General features: G+C 72.7%; 9 protein-coding genes (1 of these 9 cut by a window edge). 6 read left to right on the top strand and 3 right to left on the bottom strand.

Annotated elements, in window-relative coordinates:
• The 6 genes in view from A9976_RS29910 to A9976_RS29935 are tightly spaced (each overlapping or abutting the next) and all read left to right on the top strand, a layout consistent with a single transcriptional unit that may run on beyond the window.
• Positions 1–2516, top strand: partial view of a type I polyketide synthase gene (locus A9976_RS29910; RefSeq protein ID WP_183021966.1) — the 3' portion only. It extends 2128 nt beyond the left edge of the window; the window shows 2516 of its 4644 coding nt (coding positions 2129–4644); the start codon falls outside the window, past its left edge; its stop codon occupies positions 2514–2516.
• Complete coding sequence (locus A9976_RS29915) at positions 2513–5920, top strand: non-ribosomal peptide synthetase (RefSeq protein WP_183021967.1); 3408 nt, start codon at positions 2513–2515, stop codon at positions 5918–5920. The genes A9976_RS29910 and A9976_RS29915 overlap by 4 nt, the downstream gene beginning before the upstream one ends.
• Entirely contained in the window at positions 5917–15783 is a 9867-nt protein-coding gene (locus tag A9976_RS29920; protein ID WP_183021968.1) for a non-ribosomal peptide synthetase/type I polyketide synthase, read from the top strand. The genes A9976_RS29915 and A9976_RS29920 overlap by 4 nt, the downstream gene beginning before the upstream one ends.
• Positions 15780–16553: a thioesterase II family protein gene (locus A9976_RS29925; RefSeq protein ID WP_183021969.1), complete on the top strand. Its 774-nt coding sequence runs from the start codon at positions 15780–15782 to the stop codon at positions 16551–16553. Before A9976_RS29920 ends, A9976_RS29925 begins: the two co-directional genes overlap by 4 nt.
• A complete protein-coding gene (gene ccrA, locus A9976_RS29930; protein ID WP_183021970.1) occupies positions 16550–17956 on the top strand; it encodes a crotonyl-CoA carboxylase/reductase in 1407 nt (468 codons plus the stop codon). Before A9976_RS29925 ends, ccrA begins: the two co-directional genes overlap by 4 nt.
• Positions 17953–18675, top strand: a complete 723-nt coding sequence (locus A9976_RS29935; protein WP_183021971.1) for a 4'-phosphopantetheinyl transferase superfamily protein — start codon at positions 17953–17955, stop codon at positions 18673–18675. Before ccrA ends, A9976_RS29935 begins: the two co-directional genes overlap by 4 nt.
• Here the strand turns inward: A9976_RS29935 and A9976_RS29940 are convergent.
• Genes A9976_RS29940 through A9976_RS29950 form a run of 3 tightly spaced genes read right to left on the bottom strand, consistent with a single transcriptional unit; the run spans position 18627 to position 23360 of the window.
• Positions 18627–20432, bottom strand: coding sequence for an ABC transporter ATP-binding protein (locus tag A9976_RS29940; protein ID WP_183021972.1), 1806 nt, complete (start codon positions 20430–20432; stop codon positions 18627–18629). The two genes, A9976_RS29935 and A9976_RS29940, sit on opposite strands and share 49 nt — an antisense overlap.
• Positions 20429–22285, bottom strand: a complete 1857-nt coding sequence (locus A9976_RS29945; RefSeq protein ID WP_183021973.1) for an ABC transporter ATP-binding protein — start codon at positions 22283–22285, stop codon at positions 20429–20431. The genes A9976_RS29940 and A9976_RS29945 overlap by 4 nt, the downstream gene beginning before the upstream one ends.
• Before the next feature lie 55 nt (positions 22286–22340).
• Complete coding sequence (locus A9976_RS29950; protein ID WP_183021974.1) at positions 22341–23360, bottom strand: AraC family transcriptional regulator; 1020 nt, start codon at positions 23358–23360, stop codon at positions 22341–22343.
• Positions 23361–23415 lie beyond the last annotated feature (55 nt).

Raw genomic sequence — 23415 nt, forward strand, 5'->3', positions numbered from 1 at the left:
GCGCCGCGCACTCGGCCCTGCTCGACCCGGTGCTCGACGCCTTCCGGGCCGCCGTCGCGGCCATGCCCCTGCAGGCTCCCACCGTGCCCTTCCTGTCCAACCTCAGCGGCACCTGGATCACGGCCGGCGAAGCCACCAGCGCCGACTACTGGGTGCGGCACATGCGCGAGACCGTGCGCTTCGCCGACGGCGTGGCGGTGCTGCTGGACGGCGGGCGCCATGCGCTGCTCGAACTCGGCCCCGGCCGTGGCCTGGCGACGCTGGCCAGGCGCCATGCGCTGGCGCGCCGCAGCCACTGCATCCTGGCCAGCCTGCACGGCGGCGAGAAGGCCGGCGACGACGCGCGCGCCTTTGCCCAGGCCCTGGGCGCGCTGTGGTGCTCGGGCGCCGCCGTGGAGACCGCGCAGCTGCTGTCCGGCGCGGCGGCACGGCGCGTGGCGCTGCCCGGCTATCCCTTCGAGCGCCAGCGCCACTGGCTGGAGCGCCGCGCCGCGGCCCCGGCAGTGGTCCCAGCAGTGGTCCCAGCAGTGGCCGCGCTGGACAAGCGCAGCGACATCGACCGCTGGTTCTATGCACCGTCCTGGCGCCAGGCGCCCGCGGCGCTGGCCGACACGCCGGCGCCGCGCGGCGTGGAATGGCTGTTCGGCGTGGAAGGCGAATGGCTGGACGCGCTGGATGCAGCCCGTCGTGGCGAAGGCCATACCGTGCTGCATGTCGAAGCCGGCGCGGCCTGGGAGCGCGTCAGTGCCTCGCATTACCGCGTGCGCCCCGACAGCGACGAGGACCACCGCCGCCTGTTCACCGCCGCGCTGGCCGACTATGGCGCGCCGGCCCGCATCGTCCATGCCTGGGCGCTGGCGCCGCTGGCCGCGCCGGGCGCGCAGGACGAGGCCCTGGACGCGCCCGCGCACCAGCGCGGCCATGCGGCCCTGCTGTGCCTGGCGCGCGCGCTGTCGGCGCACGGGCTGTCGGGCGCGGGCACCGGCATCGTGGTGCTGTCCAGCCAGGTGTTCGGCGTGACCGGTCAGGAGCGGCTGCTGCCTGAGAAGGCCACCCTGCTCGGCGCCTGCCGCACCTGGCCCTATGAGTTTCCCGCGCAGGGTTTCGTCCACATCGACCTGGAGGAGCAGCCCCGGCCTGGCGCCTGGATCGACGGCCTGATGCGCGACATCGACAGCGCGCCGGCTCGCACCGGCAACCTGCTGTCGCTGGCCTGGCGCCAGGGGGGGCGCTGGCGCTTCGGCGTCGAGCCTCTGGCCCTGCCGCCGGCGGCGGCCCGGCCGCAGCGCCCGGTGCTGCGCGACCAGGGCCTGTACCTGGTCAGCGGCGGCTTCGGCGGCATCGGCGGCCTGGCCGCCCAGTGGCTGGCGCGCCAGGCCCGGCAGCCGCGCCTGGTGCTACTGGGACGCAGCGCCGTGCCGCCGCGCGACCAGTGGCCGGCGCTGCTGGCCGATGAGGGCGGCGATGCTGCCACGCTGGCGCGCATCCGCCAGATCCGCTCGCTGGAGGCCCTGGGCGCCGAGGTCGAGGCGGTGCAGGCCGACGTGGCCGACCGGGCCCGCATGCAGGCCGTGCAGGCGCAGCTGGCCGAGCGCTTCGGCAGCGCCGTGGTGCATGGCATCGTGCATGCGGCCGGCGTGGCCGGTGGTGGGCTGATGCAGCTGGAGGGCAGCGCCGGGGACACGCGCAATCTGCGCGCCAAGGTCGCCGGCACGCGCCTGCTGGCCGAGCTGTTCGGTTCACCGGCACTGGACTTCATGCTGCTGTGCTCGTCGCTGGGCGCGCTGGCGGGCACCCTGGGCCAGGCCGAGAACACGGCCGCCAATGCCTTCCTCGACGCCTATGCGCAGGCCGGCCCGCTGCGCGCGGGCGTGGTGCACAGCGTGAACTGGGACTACTGGCTGCAGGTCGGCATGATCCTGGAGCTTGCCGAGCGCCACCACCGCATCACCGGCGGCGCGATCGAGACCGGCATCCTGCCCGAGGAGGCGCCCGGCTGCTTCGAGCGCGTACTGCGCGCCGGCCTGCCCCAGGTGGTGGTGTCCACGGCCGACTTCCCGGCGCTGCTGGCCGCGCGCGCCCAGGCCACGGGCCAGGCGCTGGCGCTGTTCGAGAACGCCGACCTGCGGCGTGACGCTGCCGACGCCACCTCTGCGCGGCCGCTGGACGGCCCGGCCTATGTGGCGCCGGCCAGCGCCACCGAGCGCGTGCTGGCCCTGCTGTGGCAGGAACGCCTGGGGTTGGAGCGCGTGGGCACGGACGACGCGTTCCTGGCCCTGGGCGGCGACTCCATGCTGGCCCTGCCGCTGATGGCCGAGATGCGCGAGGCCCTGCAATTCGACCTGCCGGTGCGGACCCTGTTCGCCGAGCAGACCATCGCGCGCATCGCGCGCCACATCGCCAATCATGAAGCCCGGCCCGGGCTGACCGAACGCGTGGCGGCCGTGTACCTGCAGGTGCACGGCATGTCGCCCGAGCAGGTCGCGCTGGCGCTTTCCGAAGAGGTATCCGCATGAGCTCCCACCGTCTCGACGCGCAGCAACGCGCACTCATGGAACGGCTGCTGCGCGGCGAAGGGGTCGCCATGGCAGCCCCGGCCGCCAGCGCCGTGCCGCAGATCGAACCCGACACCGCCCACCGCCATGACCCCTATCCGCTGACCGACATACAGCAGGGCTACCTGCTGGGGCGCAACCGCCATTTCGTGCTGGGCAATGTCTCCAGCCATGCCTACCTCGAATTCGAGATCGAGGGCCTGGACGTGGAGCGCTACCGCCAGGCCTGGCAGCAGGTCATCGCGCGCCACGACATGCTGCGCACCGTGGTCCACGACAGCGGCCGCCAGCAGACGCTGGCCGAGGTGCCGCCGTTCGAGGTGGCGGTGCAGGACCTGCGCGGCCTGGAGGCGGCGGCGCGCGAGCAGGCGCTGCTGGCGCTGCGCGAGCACATGTCGCACGAGGTGCGCCCGGCCGATCGCTGGCCGCTGTTCGACGTGCGCGTCAGCCTGATCGATGGCGAGCGCCAGCGCATCCACTGGAGCTTCGACGCCATCGTCTCCGACGTCTACAGCAACTTCATCTTCCAGGGCGAGCTGCTGCGCTGCTACCGCGACCCGCAGCTGCGGCTGCCGCGCACCACGCTGAGCTTTCGCGACTACGTGCTGGCCCTCAAGGCCCAGGAGGGCGGCGAGGCCCATGCGCGCGCGCAGCGCCACTGGCAGCAACGGCTGCAGACGCTGGCGCCGGCCCCGGCCCTGCCGCTGGCCCGCGAACTGGGCGAGCTGCGCCAACCGCACTTCACGCGCTTGCGCCTGGCGCTGGCCGCGCCGCAGTGGCAGGCCATCCGCCAGCAGTCGCGCGCCATCGGCGTGACCACCACGGTGGCGCTGCTGACCGCGTTCTCGCATGTGCTGCGGCGCTGGAGCCGCGAGCCGCGCTTCACGCTCAACCTGACGCTGTTCAACCGCCAGCCCTGGCATCCCGAGATGAACGACATCGTGGGCGACTTCACCGCGACCCTGCTGCTGGGCGTCGAGGCGCTGGCCGACGGGCAGGCCCCCTCGTTCGCGGCCCGCGCCCGGCGTATCCAGGAGCGCTTTCTTGACGACCTCGAACACCGCGTCTACAGCGGCGTGCGCGTGCTGCAGGATTGGGCCGGGCGCTCGCCGGGCCAGGGCCAGAAGCTCATGCCGGTGGTCTTCACCAGCGCGCTGCAGGTGGGCGACGTCAGCGAGCGGCTCGATACCGGGCGCGAACAGCTGGGCCGGCTGGCCTACTCGATCACGCAGACCCCCCAGGTGCTGCTGGACCACCAGGTCTACGAGGAGGGCGGTGGCCTGTGCATCCACTGGGACCATGTGGCCGATGCCTTCCCCCCGGGTCTGATCGAGGCCATGTTCGCGGCCTATGCCGACAGCCTGCGCCAGCTGGCCGACGACGCCTCGGCCTGGCAGCGCGAGCTGCCGGTGGCGTTGCCTGCGGACCAGCAGCAGCGCCGCCGGCAGTACAACGCCACGCGCGACGAGGCGCTGGCGGCCGAGTCCGACGAGCCCCTGTACGCGGCCTTTCTGCGCCAGGCCGCGCGCCAGCCCGAGGCCATCGCCGTGATCGACGGCGAGACGCGCATCGCCTACGGCGAACTGGCGCGGCGGGCCCAGGCCGTGGCCCAGGTGCTGCGCGAGGGCGGCGCCGCGCCGAACCGGCTGGTCGCCATCAGCTGCGCCAAGGGCTGGCGCCAGGTGGTGGCCGCGCTGGGCATCCAGATGAGCGGCGCGGCCTACGTGCCCATCGACCCCGAGCTGCCGCAGGCGCGCCGCGAGGAACTGCTGGAGCAGACCGGCGCCGCCTGGGTGGTGACCGATGCGCGCGCCGACGCCGCCCTGCAGTGGCCGACCGCGCTGCAGCGGCTGGTGCTCGCCGATGCCGTGCCGGGTCCGGAGGTTGCGATCCGGCCCTGGCCCTGCCGCGCCGACGACCTGGCCTATGTGATCTTCACCTCGGGCTCCACAGGCCGCCCCAAGGGCGTGATGATGGAGCATGGTGCGGTGCGCACCACCCTGCTGGACCTGCAGGCCCGACTGCAGCTGGATGCCGACGACCGGGTGTTCGCCCTGTCCTCGCTGAGCTTCGACCTGTCGGTCTTCGATATCTTCGGCACGCTGGCCGCGGGCGCCGCCATCGTCATGCCGCAGGCCGGCCATGAGCGCGACCCCGCCCACTGGTGGCAGTGCCTGCGCGAGCATGGCGTGTCGGTGTGGAACAGCGTGCCGGCGCTGATGCAGATGCTGCTGGCCCACCGCCACGTGCCCGGCGCGCTGGACGGGGTGCGTGCCGTGCTGCTCAGCGGCGACTGGATTGCGCTGGACCTGCCCGGGGCCGTGGCCCGGGCCGCACCCGGCGCCGCACTGCTGAGCCTGGGCGGTGCCACCGAGGCGGCCATCTGGTCCATCCAGTACCCGGTGTCCGAGGTGCGCCCGGGCTGGCGCAGCGTTCCCTACGGCATGCCGCTGGCCAACCAGACCATCCAGGTGCTGGACGACGCGCTGCAGCCCTGTCCCGAGCATGCGGTCGGGCGCCTGTACATCGGCGGCGACGGACTGGCGCGCGGCTACTGGGGCGATGCCGACAAGACGGCCGAGCGCTTCGTGCTCCACCCCGCCACCGGCGAGCGCCTGTACTTCACGGGCGACCTGGGCAGCTTCTGCCCAGAGGGCCATGTGGAGTTCCTGGGCCGCGAGGACTTCCAGGTCAAGGTCGGCGGCCACCGCATCGAACTCGGCGAGATCGAGTCCGTGCTGGCACGCCATGCCGACGTGCGCCAGGCCGTGGTCCAGGTGGTGGCCGACGCCTCGGGCCAGCGCCGGCTGGTCGCCTATGTGGTGCCGGCCGACCAGGGCACTGCCACCCAGGCCGACCTGCAGGCCTTCCTGGCCGAACAGTTGCCGCGCTACATGCTGCCTGCCGCCTGGGTGCGGCTGGACGGCGGGCTGCCGCTGTCGGCCAACGGCAAGGTGGACCGCCAGGCGCTGCCGGCGCCCGACTTCCAGGCCCAGCGCGCCGCCGCCCATGTGGCGCCCGCCGACGCCATGGAGCGCCTGGTGGCCGCAGCCGTCGAGCAGCGGCTGGCCTGCGGGCCCGTCAGCGCGCAGGACAACTTCTTCGACATCGGCGCCAGCTCGCTGGACATCGTCGCCATCCACCAGGCGCTGGAGGCGCAGCTGGCGCGCAGCCTGTCCATCGTCGCCCTGTTCGAGCATGCCAGCGTGCGCGCGCTGGCGCGCCACCTGGCGCAGGACGGGCCGGCCGACGCCGACAACCTGATGGCCCAGGCCCGCGCCCGTGCGGTCCAGACCAGGCGCCGGCCCCAGCGGCCGGCCGCCACCCCCTCCACCGGCCCCCAATTCGCCGAAGACCATCCATGAATCCCTCGACTTTCTCCCCGGCTGCTGGCCAATCCCTGGGCACTGCGGTGCTCGACCATCCCGACGCCGTGGCCGTGATCGGCATGGCCGGGCGCTTTCCGCAGTCGCCCGATGTCCATGCCTTCTGGCAGCACCTGGCCCAGGGCGACGAACTGATCCGCCGCTTCGGCCCCGACGAACTGCGCGCCGCCGGCTTCCCGGCCGAGCAGGTGGCGCGGCCCGGCTTCATCGGCGCTGCCTCGGTGCTGGAGGACGCCGACGCCTTCGACGCCGATTTCTTCAAGGTCACGGCCGCCGAGGCCGAGCTGATGGACCCCCAGCACCGGGTCTTCCTCGAATGCTGCTGGCATGCGCTGGAGAACGCCGGCTATGCGCCTGGTGATCCGGCGGCCGGCGAGGTCGGTGTCTACGCCGGCAGCGGCATCAGCACCTACATGCTGGCGGCCGCGCCCCGGCTCACCGGCGGCGGGCTGACCTCGCTGCTGCAGCTGCTGATGGGCAATGACAAGGACTACCTGGCCACGCGCGTGTCCTACAAGCTGCGCCTGACCGGCCCCAGCGTCTGCGTGCAAAGCGCCTGTTCCACCTCGCTGCTGGCGGTGCACATGGCGGCGCAGAGCGTGCTGTCCGGCGAATGCAGCATGGCCCTGGCCGGCGGCGCCGACATTTCCGTGCCGCAGACCATGGGCTACGAGCACCAGGCCGGCATGATCTTCTCTCCCGACGGCCATTGCCGCGCCTTCGACGCCCGGGCTGGCGGCACGGTGGCCGGCAATGGCGCGGGCGTGGTCGTGCTCAAGCGGCTGGACCTGGCGCTGCGCGACGGCGACACGGTGCTGGCCGTGCTGCGCGGCTCGTCGGTCAACAACGACGGGGCCGACAAGATCGGCTATACCGCGCCCAGCGTGGCCGGCCAGGCGCGCGTGATTGCCCAGGCGCTGGCCGCCGCCGACGTCAGCCCCGACAGCATCGGCTATGTCGAGGCCCACGGCACGGGCACCGAGCTGGGCGACCCCATCGAGGTGCAGGCGCTGGAGCGCGCCTTCCGGGGCGAGACCCGGCGCACCGGCTTTTGCGCGCTGGGCTCGGTCAAGACCAATATCGGCCACCTGAACGCGGCCGCCGGCATCGCCAGCTTCATCAAGACCGTGCTGGCGCTGCGCCACCGCGCGATCCCGCCGAGCCTGCACTACACCCAGCCCAATCCCAAGATCGATTTCGCGCACAGCCCCTTCTTCGTGAACACCGTGCTGCGGCCCTGGCAGGAGGGGCCGGCGCCGCGCCGCGCGGGGGTCAGCTCATTCGGCTTCGGCGGCACCAATGTGCATGTGATCCTCGAAGAGGCGCCGGCTGCGGACCCGGTCGAGGCGTCCGCGCCCGCCGCCGGCCTGCTGCTGCTGAACGCGCACAGCGAGGCGCAGTTGCGCGCCCTGGCCGCCAGCCACGCGGCGGCGCTGCAGGCGGGGGACGCCCCCGCGCTGCACGACATCTGCCACACGGCCCTGGCCGGACGCCGCCACGACGGCGCGCACCGGCTGGCCGTGCTCGGCCTGGACCGCGCCGACCTGGTCGCCGGCCTGGACGGCTACGCCCGGCTGGGCACGCTGGGCGAGCGGGCCAGCCTGGGTGCGCGCGCGGCCGCCGCGCCCCGGGTGGCGGCGCTGTTCACGGGGCAGGGCGCCCAGTACGCCGGCATGGCGGCGGGCCTGTATGCCTCGCAGCCGGCGTTCCGTGAGGCCCTCGATGCCTGCGCGCAGGCGCTGGACGGCGTGCTGCAGCAGCCGCTGACCGAGGTGCTGTTCGGCGCCCACACGGCGCTGCTGCAGCGCACCGACCATGCGCAGCCCGCGATGTTCGCGGTGGAGTACGCGCTGTACCGCGCCTGGACGGCGGCCGGCGTGCGCTTTTGCGCCGTCGCGGGGCACAGCCTGGGCGAATTCGTCGCCGCCTGCGTGGCCGGCGTGATGAGCCTGCCCGATGCGCTGCGCCTGGTGGCCGCGCGCGGCCGCCTGACCGAGGCCATCGAGGGCGACCGGGGCTGCATGCTCGCCGTGCTGGCCGAGGAGTCCGTGGTCCGCGCCGGCCTGCGCGGCTTCGAGGACGACCTGTCGATCGCCGCCATCAACGGCCCGCGCAACCTGGTGGTGGCGGGCGGCAGCGCCGCCATGCAGCGTTTCGACCAGGCCCTGCAGGCGCAGGGCGTGAGCACGCGCCCGCTGCGCATCGCCGACGCCTTCCACTCGCCGCGCATGGACGCCGTGCTCGACGACTTCGAGCGCAGCGTGGCCCAGGTGACGCTGCACGCGCCGCGCATGCCCGTGGTGTCCAACCTGTACGGTCGCGTCGTCGCCGACGATGAAATCACCCGGCCGCGCTACTGGTGCGACCACCTGCGCGAGCCCGTGCTGTTCGCGGCCGGCGTGGACTGCCTGGCGCGCGAGTTGCAGGTGGATGTGCTGCTCGAATGCGGTCCCCATCCGATGCTGGCGCGCCTGGCCGCCGACTGCCTGGGGTCCGACACGGACATCGACTGCATCGCTACGCTCAAGCGAGAGCTGGATGACCAGACGCAGTGGCTGCTGGCGGCCGGGCGCCTGTACACGCGCGGCGTGTCGCTCGCCTGGCCGGGACTGGGCGGCGGCCTGCCGGCGCGGCGCGTGCCGCTGCCCGGCTACCCGTTCGCGCGCCAGCGCTACTGGCTGGAGGCCGTGGATCGCGGCCTGCACGGCGGCGCGGCATCCGCATCGGCAGCGGCGCCGGCCTCGCCCGGCTGGCAGGCGCTGCTGTCGGCGGGCCGCGCCCAGGCCGAGGCGGGCCTGCCCGCGCTGGGCCTGCCGACCTTGCGCGCCCATGAAGACCTGCTGCTGGCCCATGCGCGCGCCTCGGTGCTGCGCGCCTTCGAGCGCCTGGCCCTGTTCGCCGAGGACGGCCAGCCCCACACCGTGGCCGTGCTGGCGCGGCGCGGCGGCGTGCAGGCGCGCTTTCACCAACTGCTGGAACGCCTGCTGCAGGCGCTGGCCGAGTCCGGCGACCTGCAGCGCAGCGCCGACGGCGTCTATGGCGGCTTCACCGCCCCCGACGACGCGCACATGGCGCAGCTGGCCGCGCAGTGCGCGCCTGCCTGGGAGGCCTCGCCGGATTTCCGGCCGGTGTTCCTGCAGGCGGCCGAGCAACTGGCGGCGGTGCTGGCGGGCCGCACCAGCGGCCTCGAAGCCATGCTGGGCAACGATTCGCTGACCAGCGCCGAAGGCATCTACGCCGACCTGCCGACCTCGCGCTACTTCAATGCGCTGGTCAGCGAGCTGGTGCGCACGTTCGCGTTGCAGGCCGGCACGCGCCCGCTGCGCGTGCTGGAGATCGGCGCCGGCACCGGCGCCACCACGTGCCAGGTGCTGGCGCATCTGCCGGCCGGGCGCTGCGAATATGTCTTCAGCGACGTCTCGCCGCTGTTCCTGGACCGCGCGGCGCAGCGCTTCGCGGAGCATCCCTTCGTGCGCTACCAGCTGTTCGACATCGACCGCGCACCGCAGCAGCAGGGGCTGCAGCCGCAGTCCTTCGACCTGATCCTGGCCTCCAACGTGCTGCACGCGGCCGTCGACCTGCGCGCCACCATGGCCCATGTGCGCGACCTGCTCCAGCCCTCGGGCGTGCTAGTGATGTACGAGATCGTGCGCGAGACGCTGATCGGCGAGATCACCACCGGCCTGCTGCTGCCCGTGGTGCGCGACACCGAACTGCGCGGCATCCAGCCCTTCATGAACGAGGCGCAGTGGCATGGCCTGCTGGACGGGCTGGGCTTCGATGCCCAGGCCAGCCTGCCCGGTGCCGACTGCGCGGCGTCGGCGCTGGGAGAGCGCGTGCTGCTGGCGCGGCGTGGGCCTGCGCCCGCACTCTCACCTGCACTCGCACCTGCACTGGCGCTGCACACGGACGCGCCGGTCTACCGCCGTGTCTGGGAGGCGCTGGCGGCGCCTCGGGTGGGCGCGGCTGGTGCGGCCGCCGCGCCGCCGCCGTCCGGCCACTGGCTCATCGTCTGCGACGCCGGGGGCGTGGGCCAGGCGCTGGCCTACGGGCTGCAGGCCTGCGGCCAGCAGGTCGAACGCGTCGACCGTTCGGACTTCCCGGCGCTGGGCGAGCGACTGCGCGCGTGGGTGCGTGGCCAGCAGGGCGGGCTCGGGCGCATCGTCCATCTGCGCGGCCTCGATGCCCAGCTCGATGCCCAGACCACGGGGGACGAGCTGCGCGCTGCCCAGCAGCACAGCCTGGGCGAGCTGCTGGGCCTGCTGGGCGCGCTGGGCGCGGCCGAGGTGTCGGGCCTGGCGCAACTGGCCATCGTGACGCGCGGCGCCCAGGCCGTGGCGCCTGGCGAAGCGCCAGCGCTGGCGCAGGCGCCGCTGTGGGGCTTCAGCCAGGTGGCGGCGCTGGGCCATCCTGAGCTGCGCCTGGCGCTGTGGGACCTGGACCCGCTGGCCTCTGCGCGCGAAAACGCCCAGCAGCTGCTGGCGGCCCTGCTGCAGCGCGATGGCGGGGAGGGCGGGGAGGGTGAGGAGGCACTGCGCGGCCGGCGCCGGCTGGTGCCGCGCCTGCAGCGGCACCCCGTGCCGCTGGCGGCGCCGCGCCCGCCGGCCTGCGATCCCGCGGCCTGCTATCTGATCGCGGGCGGCCTGGGCGGCCTGGGCCTGGAGACGGCCCGCTGGCTGGCCGCCCAGGGCGCGCGCCACCTGGTGCTGGCGGGCCGCCATGCGCCGGCCGCGGCGGCCCTGGCCGCCATCCAGGCGCTGCAGTCACAGGGCGTGACCGTGCAGGTGGCACAGGCGGACCTGCGCGACGCGGCCGCCCTGGGCGCCCTGGTCGCAGCGCTGGAGCGACCGCTCAAGGGCGTGGTGCACTGCGCGGTGGTCACCGATGCGGCACAGCTGGGCGAGCTGCCGCCGCTGGAGCGCGCGCTCGAAGTGATGGCGCCCAAGGTCGAGGGCGCGTGGAACCTGCACCGCGCCACGGAAGAGGCGCCGCTGGACTTCTTCCTCCTGTACTCCTCCTCGGTGTCCCTGGTGCCGACGCGCGGACTGCCCGACTATGTGGCAGGCAATGCCTTCCTCGACGCCCTCGCGGCCTACCGCCAGGCGCGCGGGCTGCCGGCGCTCAGTATCAGCTGGGGCGCCTGGTCGGACGTGGGCACGGTGGCCGCCAGCGCCCAGCTGCAGCGGCTCGAACGCGGCGGCCTGCGCAGCTTCACGCCGGCCCGCGCGCTGGAACTGCTGTCGCTGGCGCTGGCCGGCGGTGCGCCGCACCTCGGTGTCTTCGATGCCGACTGGCCGCTGCTGCTGCGCGGCCATCCGCCGGCGCAATTGGCCGGCTATTTCCGGCCCGTGGCCAAGGCTGCGCTCGCCGCGGCCGACGGGGCCGAGGCCGCCACCGGCGCCGGCGCCGGCACCGGCACCGAAGCCGCCGATGGCGCACAGGTGCGCGCCGCGCTGCAGGCCGCGCCCGACGCGGCCGCGCGCGAACAGCTGCTGGCCTCGCACCTGCAGCGCACGGTGGGCCGGCTGCTGCGCCGTGCGCCGTCGGCCATCCCGCCCGACGCCGACCTGCTGCACCTGGGCATCGACTCGCTGATGTTCCTCGACCTCACGCACCGCCTGGGCCAGGCCCTGGGGCTGCAGATCCGGCCCAATGAACTCATGGCCGAGATGAATGTCGCGGCCATGGCGCGCAAGCTGGCGGCCCTGGCGCAGACGGCGGGCATGTCCGCCGCCGAGGCGCTCCCGGCGCTGCTGCAGCCATGCCCAGCCGACGCGGCGCTGCCCTTCGAGCTGACCGACGTGCAGCAGGCCTACTGGATCGGCCGCGACCAGGACATGGCCCTGGGCAGCGTGGCCTGCCATGGCTACATGGAGCTGGACTGCGAGCGGCTGGACCGCGAGCGGCTGGCCTGGGCCTGGCGCGAACTCGTGGCGCGCCACGAGATGCTGCGCTGTGTGATCGCGCCGGACGGCATGCAGCGCATCCTGGCCGAGGTCCCGGCCTATGACATCGCCGAACTCGATCTGCGCGGCGACACCGCCGACCTGCGCCAGCAGCGTCTGCAGGCCGTGCGCGACGAGATGTCGCACCGCGTGCCGCGCACCGACCGCTGGCCGCTGTTCGACATCCGCACCAGCCGCCTGGATGACCGGCGCACAAGACTGCACATCAGCCTGGACAACATCATGACCGACGGGCGCAGCATCGGCATCCTGATGAGCGAATGGGTGGCCTGCTATGCGCGGCCCGAGCAGCCGCTGGCGCCGCTGGGCCTGGGCTTTCGCGACTACACGCAGGCGCTGCAGCGCCACCGCCAGGGCGCCGAGCATGCGCGTGCCCGCGACTACTGGATGCAGCGCCTGGACGAGCTGCCGGCGGCGCCCCAGCTGCCGCTGGCCATGGACCCGGCCCAGCTGCGCGCGCCGCGCTTTGGCCGGCGCGAGTACAGCCTGGCGCCCGCCGCCTGGCAGCGCCTGCGCCAGCGTGGCGCCGAGCGCGCCGGCCTGACCCCCTCGGGGCTGCTGCTGGCCGTGTATTCGGAGGTGCTGGCGCGCTGGAGCGCCGCGCCGCGCTTCACGCTCAATGTGCCGACCTTCAACCGCCTGCCCGTGCATCCCCAGGTCAACGACATCGTGGGCGAGTTCACCTCGCTGATCCTGCTGGCCGCCGGCGGCGATGCCGCGCTGCCCTTCGAGCTGCGCGCGCGCCAGCTGCAGCAGCAGCTGCTGCGCGACCAGGCGCACGACAGCTTCACCGGCGTGCAGGTGATGCGCGAGATCGCACGCCGCGACGGCGCCCAGCGCGCTGCCATGCCCGTGGTCTTCACCAGCACCTTCGGCCTGGCCGAACAGGCCGACACCGGCCATGCCGAGCGCGAGCGCCAGGCTGGCCGGCTGGGCGAGCTGGTCTACACCATCAGCCAGACGCCGCAGGTGTGGATGGACAACCATGTGCACGACCATGGCGGGCGCCTCAATGTCTGCTGGGACACGGTCGATGCGCTGTTCCCCGAGGGGCTGCTCGACGCCATGTTCGGCGCCTACTGCCAGCTGCTGGACCGCCTGGCGGACGACAGCGATGCGGCCTGGGGCGAGGTGGCGCCGGTGGCGCTGCCGGCCGCCCAGGCACAGCGCCGCGCCGGCTACAACGACACCGCCGATGCTGCGCTGCTGCAGGGCCCCATGGACCTGCTGGCGCCGCTGCGCCGGACGGTGGCCGCCACGCCGCAGCGCACGGCGCTGATCTCCGGCGAGCAGCAGCTGAGCTACCAGGCGCTGCACGATGGCGCCCAATGGGTGGGCTGGCGCCTGCGCCAGGCCGGCGTGCGGCCCGGTGACCGCGTGGCGGTCGTCGCGCCCAAGGGCTGGCAGCAGGTGCTGGGCGTGATCGGCGCCCTGGCGGCGGGCGCGGCCTATGTGCCCATCGACCCGCAGTGGCCCGCGGCGCGGCGCCAGGCGCTGCTGGCGGCCTGCTGCATCCGCCATGCCATCGTCGGCGCCGGCGATGCCCCGCTGGCCTGGCCCGACGGGCTGCAGGTGCTGCAGGTGCCCGGTGCCGATGCCCTGCAGGCCTGTGCGGCCGAGGCGCAGGGCTTCGCATGGCATGCCGCGCAGGCCGGCGAACTGGCCTACATCATCTTCACCTCGGGCTCCACCGGCACGCCCAAGGGCGTGATGATCGACCACCGGGGGGCGCTAAACACGGTGCTGGACATCAACCGGCGCTTCGGCATCGGTGCCGGCGACCGGTTGCTGGGCCTGTCGGCGCTGAGCTTCGACCTGTCGGTGCACGACATCTTCGGCAGCTTCGCGGCCGGCGCCTGCCTGGTCCTGCCCGAGGCCGACGGCCTGCGCGACGCGCAGCACTGGCTGGCCCTGATGGCGCGCCATGGCGTGAGCGTGTGGAACAGCGTGCCCGCGCTGTGCCAGATGCTGCTGGAGCAGGCCGGCAGCGACCCCCAGGCACTGCGCAGCCTGCGCACGGTGCTGCTCAGCGGCGACTGGATTCCGCTGTCGCTGCCGCAGGCGCTGCAGGCGGCGGCGCCGCAGGCGCGCCTGACCAGCCTGGGCGGCGCGACCGAGGCCTCGATCTGGTCCATACACCACCGGGTCGATGGCGTGCAGGCCGACTGGCGCAGCATTCCCTATGGCCGGCCGCTGGCCAACCAGGGCTTCCATGTGCTGGACGGCGCCCTGCAGCCCTGCCCCGAGTGGGTGGTGGGGGAGCTGTACATCGGCGGCATCGGGCTGGCCATGGGCTACTGGGGCGATGCCGCGCGCACCGACGCCGCCTTCATCGTGCATCCGGCCACGGGCGAGCGCCTGTACCGCACCGGTGACCTGGGGCGCTTCCATCCGCAGGGCCACATCGAATTCCTCGGCCGGCGCGATCACCAGGTCAAGGTCAACGGCTACCGCATCGAGCTCGGCGAGATCGAGGCGGCCCTGCGCGCCCATCCGGCCGTGGGCGAGGCCCTGGTGCTGGCCATCGGCAGCGATGGCGGGCGCAGCCGCGCGGGGGCCGCGTCGCAGCGCAAGCAGGCGCTGGCCGCCTACGTGGTGCCGGCCGAGGGCGCGCCCGCCATCGACGGCCAGGCGCTGCGCGCTTTCCTGCAGGAACGCCTGCCGCAGTACATGGTGCCCGCCGACTGCATGGTGCTCGACCGCCTGCCGCTGAGCGCCAACGGCAAGGTCGATCGCGCCGCGCTGCCCGCGCTGCAGCCGCAGGCGGTGGCGCCACGCGAGAGCCAGCCGCCGGCCACGCCTGCCGAGCAGGCGCTGGCCGCCGAATGGTGCGCCCTGCTGTCGCTGCCGGGCGTGGACCGTCGCGACCAGTTCTTCGAACTGGGCGGCGATTCGCTGCTGGCCACGCGGCTGTGCGTGCGCATGAAGGAGCGCCACGGCATGGCGCTGTCGGTGCGCCAGGTGTTCGCGCAGCCCGAACTCGCGGCCATGGCGGCCTGCGCGGGCGGGGCGACGCCGGGCCCGCGCGAGCTGGTGGTGCGGCTGACGCCGGGCCGGCCCGCAGGCCGCGAATGCGCATGGTTCGGCTTCCACGGCAGCGATGGCGAGGTGTCCGTCTTCCAGCCCCTGGCCCAGGCCCTGGGCGAGGCCGGCCGGGTGCTGCACGGCCTGCAGTCGCCGCAGCACCCGCCGCTGACCATCGAGGCCATGGCGCATGGCTATGTGCATGCGCTGCGCCAGGTGCAGCCCCAGGGGCCGTACCGCCTGTGCGGATTCAGCTCGGGCGGCGTGCTGGCCTGGGAGGCCGCCTGCCAGCTGCGCGACGCGGGGGAAAGCGTCGAGCGGCTGCTGCTGATCGACACCGTGCCGCTGCCGTCCGCCCTGGTGGACCGGCCGCTGGCCACGCTGGCGCTGTTCGCCGCCGGGCTGGGCCTGCCGGCGCCGGCCCAGGCCTGGCCCGACGGGCTGGTGGCGCCGCCGGCGCCGGGCGCCACGCAGGCGCAGCTGGCGGCCTGGCTGGCCGGCCTGCCAGCCGCCGACGGGCCGGCCTTGCAGCGGGCTGTGGACCAACTGGCCGCCGCCACGGGCAGGGACGCCGACGGCCTGGAGGCACGCTTCGCGCTGTTCCGCCATCATGTCGAGGCAGTGGCGCGGCATGTGCCGCGCGCGCTGGGCGAGGTGCCGGTGACCCTGCTGCGCGCCCGCCAGAGCGCCGCGGCCGATCTGGATGCCGCCGCCTTCTGGCACGGCCTGTGCGATCGGCTGGTGACGGCGGACATCGCCGGCGATCACTTCAGTTGCATGCAGGCCGGCCAGGTCGGGCAGTGGGTGGATCACCTGGTGGCCGAGGCGGCCGCCGAGGAGCTGGCGCAATGAGCCCGTCCAGGAACTGGATCCAGGCCGAGGCCATGACGTCGGAGCCGCGCCTGCGCCTGTTCTGCCTGCCGCATGCGGGCGGCGGCGCCTCGTTCTACCGCGGCTGGCAGGCGCAGATGCCGGCCGGCGTGCAGGTCTGCCGCATCCAGGCACCGGGGCGCGAGAACCGCATCGGCGAGCCCGCCTACCGCCAGATGACGGTGCTCGTGGCCGAACTGGCGGCGCAGCTGCGGCCCTGGCTGGACCAGCCGTTCGCGCTGTTCGGCCACAGCATGGGCTCGGTGGTCGCCTACGAGCTGGTCTGCGCGCTGCAGCGCATGGGGCGCACGCCGGTGCATCTGTGGGTGTCGGCTTGCCGGGCGCCGCACATCGCCGACGCCGCGCCCATCCACGGCCTGCCCCGGGCCGAGTTCCTCGCGGCCCTGGGCGCGCGCGGCGGCACGCCGCGCAGCGTGCTGGAGAACCCGGACTACATGGCCATGATGGAGCCGGTGCTGCGCGCCGACCTCGAACTCATCGAGCGCTGGCACCGCAGCAGCTGGCAGCCCCTGCCACACCCGATCACCGCCCTGGCTGCCACGGACGACGGCGTGACGCCGCTGGAGGCAGTGCAGGCCTGGGCCCCCTACACGCACGCCGGCTTCGCGCTGCAGCGCTTCCGGGGCGGCCACTTCTACCTTTCCGACCCGGCCCTGTCTGTGCCGGCCCTGGTGGGCCGCACGCTGGCCCTCCATTTGACCCCCCATTTGACCCAGGAGTCCTTCGCATGAAGCTGTCCACCGAACTCACCACCCTGCTCGACATGATCGAGTCACCCCAGGCCAGCAGCGCCGATTTTGCGAACCTGCGGTTGCCCGAGTCCATGCAGGCGCTGGCCACCCTGCGCGAGGACCAGGAAATGTTCGTCGGCATGGATACCGAGGACAAGGACCCGCGCCGCTCGCTCAAGCCAGTACGGGTGCCCATCCCCGAGCCGCGCGCGGGCGAGGCCGTGGTGGCCGTGATGGCCTCCGGCATCAACTTCAACACCGTCTGGTCGGCGATCTTCGAGCCCTTGTCCACCCACCAGTTCCTGGCCCAGTACGCGCAAAGCCATCCGCGCGGGCGCCTGCACCAGCAGGACTACCACATCCTGGGCAGCGACGCGGCCGGCGTGGTGGTGCGCGTGGGCGAAGGCGTGACGCGATGGAAGCCGGGCGACCGCGTGACCGTCAATCCCAGCGTCTTCGGCCTGATCGATCCGGCCGGGCACGACGATCCGCTGCTCGATCCCGATGCGCGGGCCTGGGGTTTCGAGACCAATTTCGGCGGCCTGGCCCAGTTCTGCCTGGTGCAGGAAAGCCAGCTGATGGCCAAGCCCGAGCACATGAGCTGGGAAGAGGCCGCCTCGCTGGCCTTGGTCTCGGGCACGGCCTACCGCATGCTGGTGTCGCGCAACGGCGCGCGCATGAAGCAGGGCGACAACGTCCTGATCTGGGGCGGCTCGGGCGGCATGGGCGCGGTGGGCATCCAGTACGTGCTCAACGGCGGCGGGCGTCCGGTGGCCGTGGTCTCCGGCCCCGAGAAGGCGGCCCTGGTGCGCGAGCTGGGCTGCGAGATGGTGATCGACCGCTCCCGGCTGCGCGGCGGCTTCATCAAGGACAACGGCGAACTCAACATGCGCCAGCTGGTGGCCTTCCGGGGGGCGGCCGAACGCCTGCTGGGCGGCGAGGAGATCGACATCGTCTACGAGCACACCGGGCGCGAGACCTTCTCGGCCAGCGTCTTCGTGGCGCGGCGCGGCGGCAAGGTGGTGACCTGCGGCTCGACCACGGGCTACCAGCATGTCTACGACAACCGCTACCTGTGGATGCACGTCAAATCCATCATCGGTTCGCATGGCGCCAACTTCCGCGAGGCCTACGAGGCCAACCGCCTGGCCTGCCTGGGCAAGATCCATCCGACCGTCTCGCATTCCTACCCGCTGGAGCAGGCCGCCGAGGCTGTGGCCGTGGTCAAGGAAAACCGGCATGTCGGCAAGCTCGGCGTGCTGTGCCTGGCCCAGACCGAGGGCCTGGGTATCCGCAATCCGCAGATGCGCGAGCGCATCGGCGAGCAGCGCTTTCAGCTCTTCAGGCAACACCGTGCCCGTGTGAACGACGTGCAGGCAGCGCCGCTCAGAGCCGCCGCATGAACGTGCTGGCGCAGCCGCCGGCCCCTGCGGTCTTGCCTGCACCGCAGGTGGTCCTGGTTCCGGTATGCGCGACACCCAGCCGGCTGCGGGAGATGGCGTCGTGGCTGGACGCCGATGAAGCGGCGCGTGCCAGCCGCTTCGTCCACGCAGCGGACCAGGCCGTCTATGTGGCATCGCATGCCAGGCTGCGCGAACTGCTGGCGCATGAATGCGGCTGCGTGCCGCAGGAGCTGCGCTTCGTGCGCGGGCCGTTCGGCAAGCCGGCCCTGTGCCCGGGCCACGCGCGGCCGCTGCTGCGCTTCAACCTGTCGCATGCGCGTGGCTGCGCCGTGATCGCGCTGACACGCGATGGCTCGGAGCCGGGAGTGGACATCGAGGCCGTGGAGCACTTCGATGCCATGCACGAGGCGCGCAGCCTGTTCCTGTCGCCTGCGGAATGCGCAGCCCTGGCGGGCATGCATCCGTTGCATCGACGAGACCGGCTGGCGCGCAGCTGGACCGCAAAAGAGGCCTACACCAAGGCCGAGGGCAGGGGCCTGGCACACGGCTTTCCCACGCTGGAGGTCTGTTTCGACGGCCCCGAGCGCTTCTCGGTGCGGCCTGCGGATGGCACGTCTGCCCGTCCCATGCGCGGCGCGTGGTCCGGTACCGTTGCCGGGCAGGGCACCGTCTACCGCGTCGCCGTCGTGGTGCTGGGGGCGGCCTCGCCCTTGGCTTGATCCTGGCCCGCAAGCTTCCAGCCACGGACTTCCGACTGCCTGCGCCACAGGCGCGCATAGGTGCCGCCGGCGGCCAGCAGCACCTCGTGGCGGCCCTGCTCGACCAGGCGGCCGCCTTCCAGCACCAGCAGCTGGTCGGCATGCCGCACCGTGCGCAGGCGGTGGGCGATGACCACCACGGTCTTGTCGCGCGTCAGCCGGTCGATGGCCTGCTGCAGCTCGCGCTCATGGGTGGCATCGAGGCTGGCCGTGGCCTCGTCCAGCAGCACGATGGGCGCGTCCTTGAGGATGGCGCGGGCAAAGGCGATGCGCTGGCGCTCGCCGCCCGACAGGCGCGCGCCGCCTTCGCCCAGCGGGGTGTCGTAGCCCTGGGGCAGGGCCATGATGAAGTCATGCGCCCGGGCCTGCTGCGCAGCGGCCATCAGGGCCTGCATGTCGGCATCGGGCCGGCCCACGCGCAGGTTGTCGGCCACCGTGCCCGAGAACAGCACCACGTCCTGGAACACCATGGCCACATGGCGGTGCAGGTCCTCGAAGGGCATGGCGCGCACGTCGATGCCGCCGATGCGCACGCTGCCTTCGGACACCTCCCACAGCCGCGCGATCACATTCATCAGCGAGGTCTTGCCCGCGCCCGACGGCCCGACGATGGCAGTCAGCGAGCGCTCGGGCAGGGTGCAACTGACGTCGTGCAGCGCATGCCGGGCATCGGCGGCGCTGTCGTAGGCCAGGGACACGCCATCGAGTCGGATCTCGAAGTGCGTCGGCGCCTCGGCCTGCGCGGGCTCGGCCAGCGGGGCCTGCGCCAGCAGGTTGCGCACGCGCGGCAGCCCCTTGTGGGCGAAGCGCAGCAGCCACAGCGTGATGCCCAGGTCGGACAGCCGGCGCGTCATGGTGATGGACAGCAGCGCGAACATCAGAAAGGCCGGCGCCCCCAGCGTGCCGCCGCTGAGCAGGTAGCTGCCGATCAGCAGCACGCAGACGAAGCCCGCCTCGGTGATGAAGCTGAAGGCGTGGATCAGCGGGGCGGGGCCGGTCTCCATGCGTATGGCGGCGTCGCGCAGCTGGGCCAGCGCCAGGCGCAGGCGCTCCAGGCCTTCGCCCTGGCGGCCGAAGCTGCGCAGCACGGCAATGCCCTGCACATACTCGGCGCTGGCGTTCTTGGCGTGGTCCGAGGCCTGGACCAGGGCCCGTGTCTCGCGGTCCATGCGGCGCATCGCGCCCAGCAGCACCACCACCGCCAGCGGCAGGGTCAGAAAGATGGCCAGCCCCATGCGCCAGTCGATGGCCACCAGCGCCAGGCCCATGAACAGCGGCAGGGCGGCCGAGACGGTGAACAGGCCGATGAAGTGGCACCAGATATCCTCGATCAGCGCCATGTCGCTGGTCAGCACGCCGGCCAGCTGGCCGCTGCGCCGGCGCGAGAAAAAGCCCATGGGCAGCCGCCGCAGGTGGTCGGCCAGGCGGATGCGCGCCTCGCCCATCTGCCCGTAGGCCGCGCCGTAGATGCGCGACACCGACGGGATGCCGAAGCCGATCTGCACCGCCAGGGCCAGCGCGATGCCGGCCACCAGCCAGCCGGTGCGCTGCAGCGACAGCTGGCCGGCGAACAGATCGTCGAGCAGCACATAGGTCAGCAGATAGGGCGCGGTCGCGGCCAGGGCCTCGCCGATGGCCAGGGCCATGCCCTGCAGCAGTCGGGGGTCTCGCTTGCCCGAGAGGTCGTCGCCCAGGCGCAGGAGTTCAAGCAGGTTCATGGCAGTGTCTCGCGGGAAAGGCTGGGAAGGGGAGCTTGCGGGGACCGGTACTGGCGCTGCGCGGCGGCGCCGATCTCCCAGTGCGCGGCCTCCTGCTGGTCGGCCCACAGGCGCTGGTACAGCGGGCAGCGCGCGCGCAGCTCGGCATGCCGGCCCTGATCGACGACGCGGCCCTGGTCCAGCACCACGATGCGGTCGGCATCGACCACGGTGGCCAGACGGTGGGCGATGACCAGCACGGTCCTGCCACGGAAGACCTCGGCCAGCGCGTCCTGGATCAGCGCCTCGTTTTCGGGATCGGCGAAGGCCGTGGCCTCGTCGAGCACCAGGATGGGTGCCTGCTTGAGCAGGGCGCGGGCGATCGACAGCCGCTGTCGCTCGCCGCCCGACAGCCGCGCGCCGCGCTCGCCCAGCACGGTGTCGTAGCCCTGCGGCAGCTGGCAGATGAACTCGTGCGCGCGCGCCAGGCGCGCGGCCTCGTGCAGCTGCGCGTCGGTGGCGTCGGGGCAGGCCAGGCGCAGGTTGTCGGCAACCGAGCCGGCAAACAGAAAGACCTCCTGGAATACCAGGGAGACCCGGTCCAGCAGCGCGTCCAGCGGCATGTCGCGCAGGTCCACGCCGCCCAGGCGCACGCTGCCGGCGTCCACATCCCACAGGCGCGCCACCAGGCGTGCCACCGTGGTCTTGCCGGCGCCGCTGGGGCCGACCAGGGCCGTGATCTGCGCGGCCGGTATCTGCAGGTTCAGGTCCTGCAGGATGACGCGGCCGTCGTAGCTGAAGCCCACGCCCTCCAGCGACAGGCCGTTGTCCGCGGGCAGGCCGGCGCTGCCGGTGGCGCCCCGTGCGTCCAGTTCCGGGCTGTCGAGGATGGCATTGATGCGCTGCAGGCCTTCGCTGATGCGCATCAGGTCGCCGCCCGCATAGGTCAGGCGCAGAAAGGCCGACAGCACCTGGGGGCCGAGCACGATGAACAGCAGCAGCACCGGCAGGCTGACCTCGCCGCGCTGGTGCAGCCACACGCCCAGCGGGGCGATGGCGATCAGGCTGGAGCCCAGCAGGGCCGTGAAGCCGACCCAGACGGCGCGCATGCGCCGCGTGTAGTCCGACAGCCATTGCACCGAGCCGTGGATGGCATCGCGCAATTCGCTGAAGGAGCGCGCGCCCAGCCCGAAGGTCTTGATGACATGGATGCCGCGCAGGTATTCGAGCATGGCGGTGTTGATGCGTGCCTGCACCGCATGCCACTCCTGCATGCGCGCGCGCGCCTGGCGGCCGAAGAACAGGCCCTGCAGGATGAGGGCCACGGGCAGCACCGCGACCGAGGCCAGGGCCAGGCGCCAATCCACGGTGAACAGCAGCAGCGTGGTGGCCAGCGGCACGGTCAGCGCCGCCACCATGTCGGGCAGGCCATGGGCGATGAAGCCTTCCAGCGCCACCGCGTCGTTCATGAAGGCCTTTTGCAGATCGCCGCTGCCATGGCGCGAGAAAAAGGACATGGGAACGCGCGACAGCTTGTGCGCCATGCGCAGCTGCACGTCGTGCATCACGCGAAAGGCCGCCACATGGGCCAGCAGGCTGGAGCCGGCCGCGAACCCAAAGCGCAGCAGCAGCGCCACCAGCGCGATCCAGGCCAGCTGGCGCAGCCGCCCGGCATCCGGCTGGGCGGCAAAGACCTCGACGGCCATGAAATACAGCACGCCATAGGGCACCAGCTGGACCAGGGCGGCCAGCAGCGACAGCAGGCTGGCGGCCGCCGTCAGCGGCAGCTGGGTGCGCGCCAGGCGCAGCAGGCTGGCGGAACCGGGCCGCGCCTCGGCGGCTGCGGCGGTATCGGACAAGGGGGTGGTGCTCATGGGTTCGGCTGCTCCGTGGGGGGGGTTGGGAGGTCGCCGCTGTGCACGCGCGCGCCTAGGAGGGCGGCGGCGAGGCCGTGTCCGGGGCCAGGGACAGGCCGCTGGGCGACACGCCGAAGGCCTCCTTGAAGATCGCCGAGAAATGGCTGGGGCTGCGAAAGCCCACCATCTGCGCGGCCTGCATTACGCCGACGCCTTCCTCGCCGATCAGCTGGCGCGCGCGCTGCAGGCGCTGCTTTTGCAGGAAGCTGAAGGCCGAGGTGCCATAGACCGTGCGAAAGCCCGACTTGAGCTTGTTGTCGTTGATGCCCACGCGCCAGGCCAGCTCGATCAGGGTCGGCGGATTGCACATCTCGCTGACCAGGATCTGGGCGGCCTTGTGGATGCAGGCCAGGTCCGCCGCCTTCATGCGCGGCGCCACGGTGCGCGGCAGCGACAGCTTGCGCAGCAGCTCCAGCTGGTGCGACCACAGCTCCAGCACCTTGGCCGACAGGTAATGCCACTGGATGTGCGGCTGGTGCGTGCACTGCACCACCTCGTGCGCCACGGCCAGCATCCACTGCGACGCCAGGCCGGAGTTGTGCACGCCGTGCGACAGGGTGTTGCCCAGCCGTTCGAGCACGAAGCTCTCCTCGGCCGACTCCAGCCAGTTCGGGCTCAGGTGGATGGTGAGAAAGCAGCCGCGCTCGCCGCCCTTGAAGTGCGAACTCACATGGCTGTCGGTGCGCGCCGTGGTCGCCGGGTAGCGCGCGAACAACGTCTCCTGGCGGCCGATGCGCACGGGCGGGCTGCCCGCCGTGTCGTTGACCAGGCTTCCTTCGAGGCAGACGGTGAAGCTCAGATTGGGCTGGGCCACCACCTCGGCGTAGATCTCTGTGTCCCGGTGGAAGGTGGACTCCATCAGCGCCAGGCTGGCATTGCCGAGCAGGGCCGAGATGAAGACACGGCCGTGGCCATGTTCGGGCGGAATCTGCCAGACCTGGCCGCTGACCGGGGTGGCCACTTCCGACGTGTCGAAGCGCGCCTGTTCCGGTGGCAGTCCGAACACATCCGCAATGGAAAGCCTGATTTTCAATGCCGCCCGATTCCATGAATTGATAATGGTTCTCATTAAGATCTATTGGCATAAA

The sequence above is a fragment of the Delftia sp. UME58 genome (assembly GCF_014170385.1).
Lineage (GTDB): Bacteria > Pseudomonadota > Gammaproteobacteria > Burkholderiales > Burkholderiaceae_C > Comamonas > Comamonas acidovorans.

What these genes read in the sequence shown, in the direction of transcription:
- A9976_RS29915 (WP_183021967.1), top strand. Translation starts at nt 2,513, where the DNA reads ATGAGCTCCCACCGTCTCGACGCGCAGCAACGCGCACTCATGGAACGG.
- A9976_RS29925 (WP_183021969.1), top strand. Translation starts at nt 15,780, where the DNA reads ATGAGCCCGTCCAGGAACTGGATCCAGGCCGAGGCCATGACGTCGGAG.
- A9976_RS29920 (WP_183021968.1), top strand. Translation starts at nt 5,917, where the DNA reads ATGAATCCCTCGACTTTCTCCCCGGCTGCTGGCCAATCCCTGGGCACT.
- A9976_RS29940 (WP_183021972.1), bottom strand. Translation starts at nt 20,432, where the DNA reads ATGAACCTGCTTGAACTCCTGCGCCTGGGCGACGACCTCTCGGGCAAG.
- ccrA (WP_183021970.1), top strand. Translation starts at nt 16,550, where the DNA reads ATGAAGCTGTCCACCGAACTCACCACCCTGCTCGACATGATCGAGTCA.
- A9976_RS29945 (WP_183021973.1), bottom strand. Translation starts at nt 22,285, where the DNA reads ATGAGCACCACCCCCTTGTCCGATACCGCCGCAGCCGCCGAGGCGCGG.
- A9976_RS29935 (WP_183021971.1), top strand. Translation starts at nt 17,953, where the DNA reads ATGAACGTGCTGGCGCAGCCGCCGGCCCCTGCGGTCTTGCCTGCACCG.